The 7,063-nt window shown below is 59.1% G+C and carries 5 protein-coding genes and 1 pseudogene; all 6 read left to right on the plus strand.

What is annotated here, in order from left to right:
- Positions 1-2: 2 nt before the first annotated feature.
- The 6 genes and pseudogenes from B4968_RS18400 (at position 3) to B4968_RS18425 (ending at position 7,005) form a co-directional block, all read left to right on the plus strand.
- A complete protein-coding gene (locus B4968_RS18400; protein ID WP_083100802.1) occupies positions 3-1,103 on the plus strand; it encodes a glycosyltransferase family 2 protein in 1,101 nt (366 codons plus the stop codon).
- A 203-nt stretch (positions 1,104-1,306) separates the two neighbouring features.
- Positions 1,307-2,263, plus strand: a complete 957-nt coding sequence (locus tag B4968_RS18405) for a phosphoadenosine phosphosulfate reductase (protein ID WP_083100803.1) — start codon at positions 1,307-1,309, stop codon at positions 2,261-2,263.
- Between the two features lie 167 nt (positions 2,264-2,430).
- A pseudogene (gene pyrC / locus B4968_RS18410) lies at positions 2,431-3,470 on the plus strand (dihydroorotase).
- Positions 3,471-3,569: 99 nt separating this feature from the next.
- On the plus strand, positions 3,570-4,250 hold the full coding sequence (locus tag B4968_RS18415) for an orotate phosphoribosyltransferase (protein WP_083100804.1): 681 nt from the start codon (positions 3,570-3,572) through the stop codon (positions 4,248-4,250).
- A gap of 244 nt (positions 4,251-4,494) precedes the next feature.
- Positions 4,495-6,075 carry a replicative DNA helicase gene (locus tag B4968_RS18420; RefSeq protein ID WP_490362854.1) on the plus strand — a complete coding sequence of 527 codons (1,581 nt, stop codon included), beginning with the start codon at positions 4,495-4,497 and terminating at the stop codon, positions 6,073-6,075.
- A gap of 126 nt (positions 6,076-6,201) precedes the next feature.
- Entirely contained in the window at positions 6,202-7,005 is an 804-nt protein-coding gene (locus B4968_RS18425; RefSeq protein WP_161492610.1) for an AAC(3) family N-acetyltransferase, read from the plus strand.
- The last annotated feature ends 58 nt before the right edge of the window (positions 7,006-7,063 follow it).

Here is a 7,063-nt window from a genome sequence, read left to right on the forward strand (position 1 = left end):
GGATGCGCTTTCTCGCCATCCTCACGGTGCGCAACGAGGGCGCGTTTCTGCTGGAATGGCTGGCGCATCACCGGGCTGTGGGCTTTACCGACTTTCTTGTGTTTTCAAATGATTGCCAGGATGGTACCGTGGCCATTCTCGACCGGCTAGAGGCGCTGGGACAGATCACCCATCTGCGCAACGAGGGCCCCTACGGCAAAGGCGGCATCCAGTTCACCGCGCTGAAACTGGCGGATAAGCATCCGCTGGTGCAGCAGGCAGACTGGATCCTTGCGCTGGATGTTGATGAGTTCGTCAATATCAAAACCGGTGACGGCACCCTCGCTGACCTGCTCGCTGCCCTGCCTCAGGCCGATGCCATCACCCTGACCTGGCGGCTGTTTGGCAACGCAGATATTTTGCGGTTCAAAGACGACCCCGTGACCAAACGGTTCCGCCGCTGCGCTCCCGAGGTGATCCACTGGCCTTGGCGCGCGTCGATGTTTAAAACCCTGTACCGCAATAACGGCACCTATCGCAAAATCGGCGTGCATCGACCGCGCGATGCCAGGGACGCGGATCGGCTTGACGCGTTTCGCTGGTTTGACTGCGAAGGGCGCGAGCTGGGCCCAGCCTTTAAAACCCGGCGGCTGTTTTCCAACTATGGCCGCCCGAACTATGGGCTGGCGCAGCTCAACCATTATCCGCTGGGCTGCATGGAAAGCTACATTCTGAAGGCCGCGCGCGGACGGGCGGTGCATTCAGAGCATATGCTGGGCACGGATTACTGGGTTGAGCGCAACTTCAATACCGACACCGACAGCTCGATCGACCGGTACGAGGCGGCGCGCACCGCGCTGGAACAAGAGCTGTTGCAGGACGCAGAACTGAAAGCGCTCCGCGACACATCCGTCGCCTGGCGGCATCAGACGTTCCGTGAGCTGATGCAGCAAGAACCCTTTCGCGCCCTGTTTTCCCGCTTGCTGATGACGCCGCAATCGCGGCTGATCAATGCCGTCACCGCCCAGACCCTGTCCACCTTTGCCAGCCTGGGACGTTCTGCCGAAAAAGCCGAGGCCGAGGCCGCTAAGCCCCCAGACACAAAAGAGAATAAGGCACCATAGCGGGCTGTGTCTGACAGACAAACTGCCTGTAGGGGAGCAGATGCGGAGGGCAAATGCGAAGCGCATGGCCTGCGCGCCAGAGGCGGCCAGTAAAGCGGTCAGTTTTTTTAAAGCGGCCAGAGTTTTTCCTAATTTGGCCGCATTCTTAGGCTAAATCTTAGACATATCGACCGCTGTGCCGGTCTGTGTAAGGAATGTAGGCGATGCAAGAGAACCTCGAGATCTTGAACGAGGACCTGTCCGGTCTGAAAGCGGCCCAATGGGAAAGCCGTCTTGCTGCCATCACCGAAGAACTGGGCATGTTTCAACCTCTTGGCCGGAAACACTGCGCGACCTTTCTGGATCAGGGCAACACGCTGCTGGTCACCTTTGAGACCGTGCAAGGCATTCACAACCTGTCAAAACTTGCCCAGCCGCTTGGCTTTGAAATGGTCAAGAGTGAGGGCTGGTCACATCTGGGGGTGCTGTCGAGCGGTGATACCTGGTTCCGCGACGCGCGGGTCTTTGGGTTTTTCGACCAGCTTATCGACGATGGCTTCTTTGACGAATTCGACAGCGTGATCTTTTACGGTGCCGGGCCTTGCGGCTATGCGGCAGCAGCCTTCTCCGTCGCCGCGCCCGGCGCTGCAGTTGTTGCAATCCAGCCGCAGGCGACGTTGGATCCCCGCATGACCGAATGGGACGACCGCTTTACCGAGATGCGCCGCGTCTCCTTTAGCGATCGCTACGGCTATGCCCCGGATATGCTGGATGCGGCCAAACAGGCGCATATCTTTTATGACCCCTATGAGCAGCTGGACGCCATGCATGCCGCCCTCTTTAGCCGCAAGAACGTTACAAGAGTGCGCCTTGCCAATCTGGGCGCCGAAATCCAGACCCGCATGATCGAGATGAAGATCCTGTTGCCGACCCTGAAGCTGGCTGCCGATGGCCAGCTCAGCGACACCGCGTTCGCGAAACTGTTCCGTGTTCGACGTGACAATGCCTCTTATCTGCGCTCACTGATGGCGCGACTGGATCATCTGGAGCGGCCATTTCTGCAAACACTGCTGTGCCGCAACGTGGTGTCCCGTATGCGTGCCCCGCGGTTTCGCCGCCGCCTGCAGAATCTGGAACAACGCGCAGCCGAGGGCGAATTTCAAATGCCATCCACGCTTTGATCTCCAAACGCCAGCGCACGATCTCCCCCGCGGGCGCAGAGGCAGACGCCAGATCCCCACAGTAAAAAATCTGCTGCCTAAAATCCGCTGTCAAAAATCCGCTTAGGATACACGGGCGCAGGCCCCAGCTTCTTTCCCTTTGGCATGAGCTGTGATAACGCGGCAGCATGACCCAGACGCTCACCCTGACCCGCCCCGATGACTGGCATCTGCACCTGCGCGATGGCGCAATGCTGGAAGCCGTGCTGCCCGAAACCGCCCGTGATTTTGGCCGCGCCATCATCATGCCCAATCTGGTGCCCCGGGTGGTAACCGGCGCCCAGGCTGCAGCCTACCGGGATCGCATTCTGGCAGCATTGCCAGCGGGCATGGATTTCACCCCGCTGATGACGCTCTACCTCACCGAAGAGACCGACCCGGAGGATGTCGCCGCCGCCTATGCCTCAGGTCTGATCAAGGCAGTAAAACTCTACCCTGCCGGGGCCACCACCAACTCCAGCAGCGGCGTCAGCAACTTTGACAATGTCCGCGCAGTGTTAGAGAAAATGGCAGAAATCGGCCTGCCGCTCTGTGTGCACGGCGAGGTCACCGACGCCGACATCGACATCTTTGACCGTGAGGCGGTCTTTATTGATCGCGTGCTGGATCCGATCCGCACGGCCACCCCCGGCCTGAAGGTGGTGATGGAACATATCACCACCAGCGATGGTGTTGACTATGTGAAGGCAAATCCGCGCGATCTTGGCGCCACCATCACCACGCATCGCCTGATCATAACCGCAACCACATCCTGGTCGGCGGGATCAAGCCGCACTACTACTGCCTGCCGGTGGCCAAACGCGAAGAACACCGCCTGGCGCTGCGCGCAGCTGCGACCTCGGGGGATGCTCGTTTTTTCCTCGGCACTGATACTGCGCCCCACACAGATCCAAACAAAGAAAGCGCCTGCGGCTGCGCCGGGTGTTTCACCGCCCCCAATACAATGGCCCTGCTCGCGCATGTGTTTGAAGAAGACGGCGCCCTGGACAAGCTGGAGAGTTTTGCCAGCAAAAACGGCCCTGCCTTTTATGGCCTGCCGGAAAATCAGACCAAAATGACCCTGGTAAAATCAGCCCATGCCACCGAATTTCCGGCCAAAATTGACAGCGCCGAAGGCCCGGTCAGTGTGTTTGACCCCGGCTTTCCGGTGTTCTGGTCTGTTGCCTGATTTCACCTTCCTTAAATACCTCCGCCGGAGGCTCCTGCCCGCGCCTCTGCGTCCCATACTCTCGCCCATACTCTCGCCCAGACCCTCAAAGGAGACACCATGATCCCAACCTCCTATCCCAGTGCCGAAGAAATCGCCCGCCTCTCGGCCCGGATGCTGCTGGAAATCGGTGCGGTGAATTTCAACACCGATGAGCCCTATATTCTGGCCTCTGGCCTGCCCTCCCCCAGCTATATCGACTGCCGCAAGCTGATCTCCTATCCCCGCATCCGCGCAACGCTGATGGATTTCATGACGGTCACGGTCATGCGCAATGCAGGCTTTGAAGCCTTTGACAATATCGCAGGCGGCGAGACAGCTGGCATTCCTTTTGCGGCCCTGGTCGCAGAACGCATGGCGCTGCCCATGACCTATGTGCGCAAAAAGCCCAAGGGCTACGGTCGCAACGCCCGGATTGAGGGCGTGATGAGCGAAGGCGAGCGGGTGCTGCTGGTGGAAGACATGACCACAGATGGCGGCTCCAAACTGTCTTTTGTCGACGCCATCCGCGAGACCGGCGCCGCTTGTGGCCACACAGCGGTGATCTTTTACTACGACATCTTCCCCGAAACCACCAAACGCCTGGGCGATCATGGCGTTGAGCTGCACTATCTGTGCACCTGGTGGGACGTGCTGGCCGAAGCCAAGGCGCAACAAGCCTTTGATGCGGCAACCCTGGATGAGGTCGAGACCTTCCTGCGCGACCCGCGCGCCTGGCAGGACGCCAATAAACCCGCCTAAACCTCTGTCTGGTTGCGTTTGACCAAAGGCCGCCCCGTCAAAACGGGCGGCCTTTGTGGCCTCTGACAATCTGGATTTTGTACATGGCTGTATCTTACCCACAGCTTATCGCGAGTTACTCACAGGATTTCCCGATACACAAATCGGGAAAAAGGCCCTATCACTGGCGCCTGAAGCGAAGAGAGCAGCAATGAACGACACCCCCTATGATGGCGGCCCGCCCAGCGCGCCCCTGCCAGACGAAATGCCTGATCACATCTCCAGCGAAATGCCGGACGAGATGGCAGACCCCATGCCTGACCATGCGGCGCCTGCCGCGACCGGACAGGCATTGGCACCTTTGGGAAACACCGGAATGGTGGTGGCTAAAGCCGAAGCCGCCCCCGTTGAGCTGCCCCATTCTGTTGAGGCAGAACAACAGCTTCTGGGGGCGATCCTGACAAACAACGATGTCTATGACCGGATTGCCTCGATCATCAATTCGACCCATTTCTATGACCCGGTCCTCCCCCGCATCTACGAGATCGCGGCGGCACGGATTTCAAAGAACGCGCTGGCCTCGCCGGTGACGCTCAAGGCGTTTATGGAAGAGGATGAAGGCCTCAAAGAGCTGGGCGGCCCCGCCTATCTCGCCAAACTGGCCGGCTCTTCCATCTCGGCTTTTGCGGTGCGCGTCTATGCGCAGATGATCTATGATCTGGCGATCCGGCGCGAGCTGATTGCCCTGGGTCACAGCATCGCCGACAAGGCGCGCCGCGTTGATGTGGCGTCCGAGCCCAACGCACAGATCGTCGAAGCCGAGCAGTCGCTCTATCAGCTGGCCGAGCAGGGCCAGACCGAAAGCGGTTTTAAATCCTTCCTGAAAGCGGTCACCGAAGCGGTCAATGTCACCAATGAGGCCTATCAGCGTGGCGGCGGCATGGCGGGCGTGTCAAACGGGCTGGCCGATCTCGACAAACAGTTGGGGGGCCTGCACCCGTCGGATCTCTTGATCCTCGCGGGTCGTCCCTCGATGGGCAAAACCTCGCTTGCCACCAACATCGCCTTTAACATCGCCAAGGCCTATAAAAAGGGCGCAAAACCCGACGGCAGCGAGGGCGCCATAGATGGCGGCGTGGTGGGCTTTTTCTCGCTCGAGATGTCGGCCGAACAGCTGGCGGGCCGGATTCTGGCCGAGGCCTCGGAAATCAGTTCTCACAAGATCCGTCAGGGTGACATGACCGAAGGCGAGTTCCGCCGCTTTGTGCAGGCCGCCAAGGATCTGGAAAGCTGCCCGCTGTTCATCGACGACACGCCTGCCCTGCCGATTTCGCAGCTGGCCGCCCGGGCTCGCCGCCTGAAGCGGACCCACGGGCTCGACGTGCTGATCATCGACTACCTGCAGCTCTGTCGCGGCATGGCGGAAAACCGGGTCAACGAAATCGCCGAGATCTCGATGGGGATGAAAGCGATTGCCAAAGAGCTGCAAATCCCGGTGATCGCCCTGTCACAGCTGTCGCGTCAGGTGGAAAACCGCGATGACAAACGGCCACAGCTGTCGGATCTACGCGAATCCGGCTCGATCGAACAGGATGCCGACGTGGTGATGTTCGTATTCCGCGAGGAATACTACAAGGAACGCGAAAAACCCGGCGACCACGAGCTGGACAAGATGGAAGAGTGGAAGACCGCGATGGAGCGGCTGCACGCCAAGGCCGAAGTCATCGTCGGCAAACAGCGTCACGGCCCCATCGGCACGGTTGAGCTGTCCTTCACCGCGGAATTCACCCGCTTTGGCAACCTTGCAAAGGAATGGCAGAACGGCCCGCGCGAAGACGAATACTAGACCCGGCAGCCCCCGCTACGCGGTTAAGCGGGGGCACATCAAGGTCACAAAAGCTGCGCAGCAAATGACAACTATGAGCCCACTTTGAGGGATGTTGCATCCGCAGAAATGGTGATAGTCAGGCGTATGGTTGCCGTACTTCATACCCAGACAAGCCTTCTCGATGATCTTATCTCGCTCGGCGTTCACGCGGGAGACGGACTTTTTGTGCATGGCTCGATGAGTGCCGTAGGCGCTACCGTGGGCGGTGCCCGAACAGTTGTGGAAAGCCTTCTGAAAACGGTGGGTGGAACAGGTCTTGTAGGAATGCCCGGTTTCTCTTCCGACGCCTACTTTCCTGCTGGCGTTGATCCGTCCCGCTTAACCCAAGACCAGATTGCCGAAATCGAAGACGCGGTTCCCGGTTTCGATGTAGCGAAATCCCCAACGTCTGGCATGGGTGTCATTGCGGAGACTTTCAGAACCTGGCCGGGAACCCAACGCAGCGACCACCCGGCTGTATCGATCTGCCTCAATGGCAAGAAAGCAAACGACTTTCTCAAGGAACACAGCCTCGCGTGGGCAACGGGCGAGAAAACGCCGCTTGGGAAGCTCCGTGATCGCCATGCCATGAAGATCTTGCTGATCGGGGTCGGCTGGAACCGATGCTCAGCCCTTCACACAGCCGAGACCTTTGCACAACACAAGCGGACCAAGACGCGGCGCTTCAAGAACGGTGGCCCCAACGGGTCATGGATCGAAACACCCGACGTAGCAGATGATATGAACCGACTGTTTCCGGCAATTGGTGAGGCGTTCGAAAAGGCCGGCGCTGTTTCTTTCGGAAAATTCGGAGGTGCCGAATGCAAGGTATGCGATTTTCGATCTTTAGTGGATTTCGCCTCTGACTGGATCGACTGCGCCAACAAACGAAGCGGTGATCTCAGCTAAAGGAACTGTGCTGCCCAATGGCAGGTTTGTCCTGCGGTTTCAACGGGTCGCTGCAACA

It is taken from the genome of Pseudophaeobacter leonis (assembly GCF_002087335.1).
GTDB lineage: Bacteria > Pseudomonadota > Alphaproteobacteria > Rhodobacterales > Rhodobacteraceae > Pseudophaeobacter > Pseudophaeobacter leonis.

Excerpts from the sequence above, each read along its gene's own strand:
- B4968_RS18400 (WP_083100802.1), top strand. The coding sequence starts at position 3 with ATGCGCTTTCTCGCCATCCTCACGGTGCGCAACGAGGGCGCGTTTCTG.
- B4968_RS18405 (WP_083100803.1), top strand. The coding sequence starts at position 1,307 with ATGCAAGAGAACCTCGAGATCTTGAACGAGGACCTGTCCGGTCTGAAA.
- B4968_RS18415 (WP_083100804.1), top strand. The coding sequence starts at position 3,570 with ATGATCCCAACCTCCTATCCCAGTGCCGAAGAAATCGCCCGCCTCTCG.
- B4968_RS18420 (WP_490362854.1), top strand. The coding sequence starts at position 4,495 with ATGCCTGATCACATCTCCAGCGAAATGCCGGACGAGATGGCAGACCCC.
- B4968_RS18425 (WP_161492610.1), top strand. The coding sequence starts at position 6,202 with ATGGTTGCCGTACTTCATACCCAGACAAGCCTTCTCGATGATCTTATC.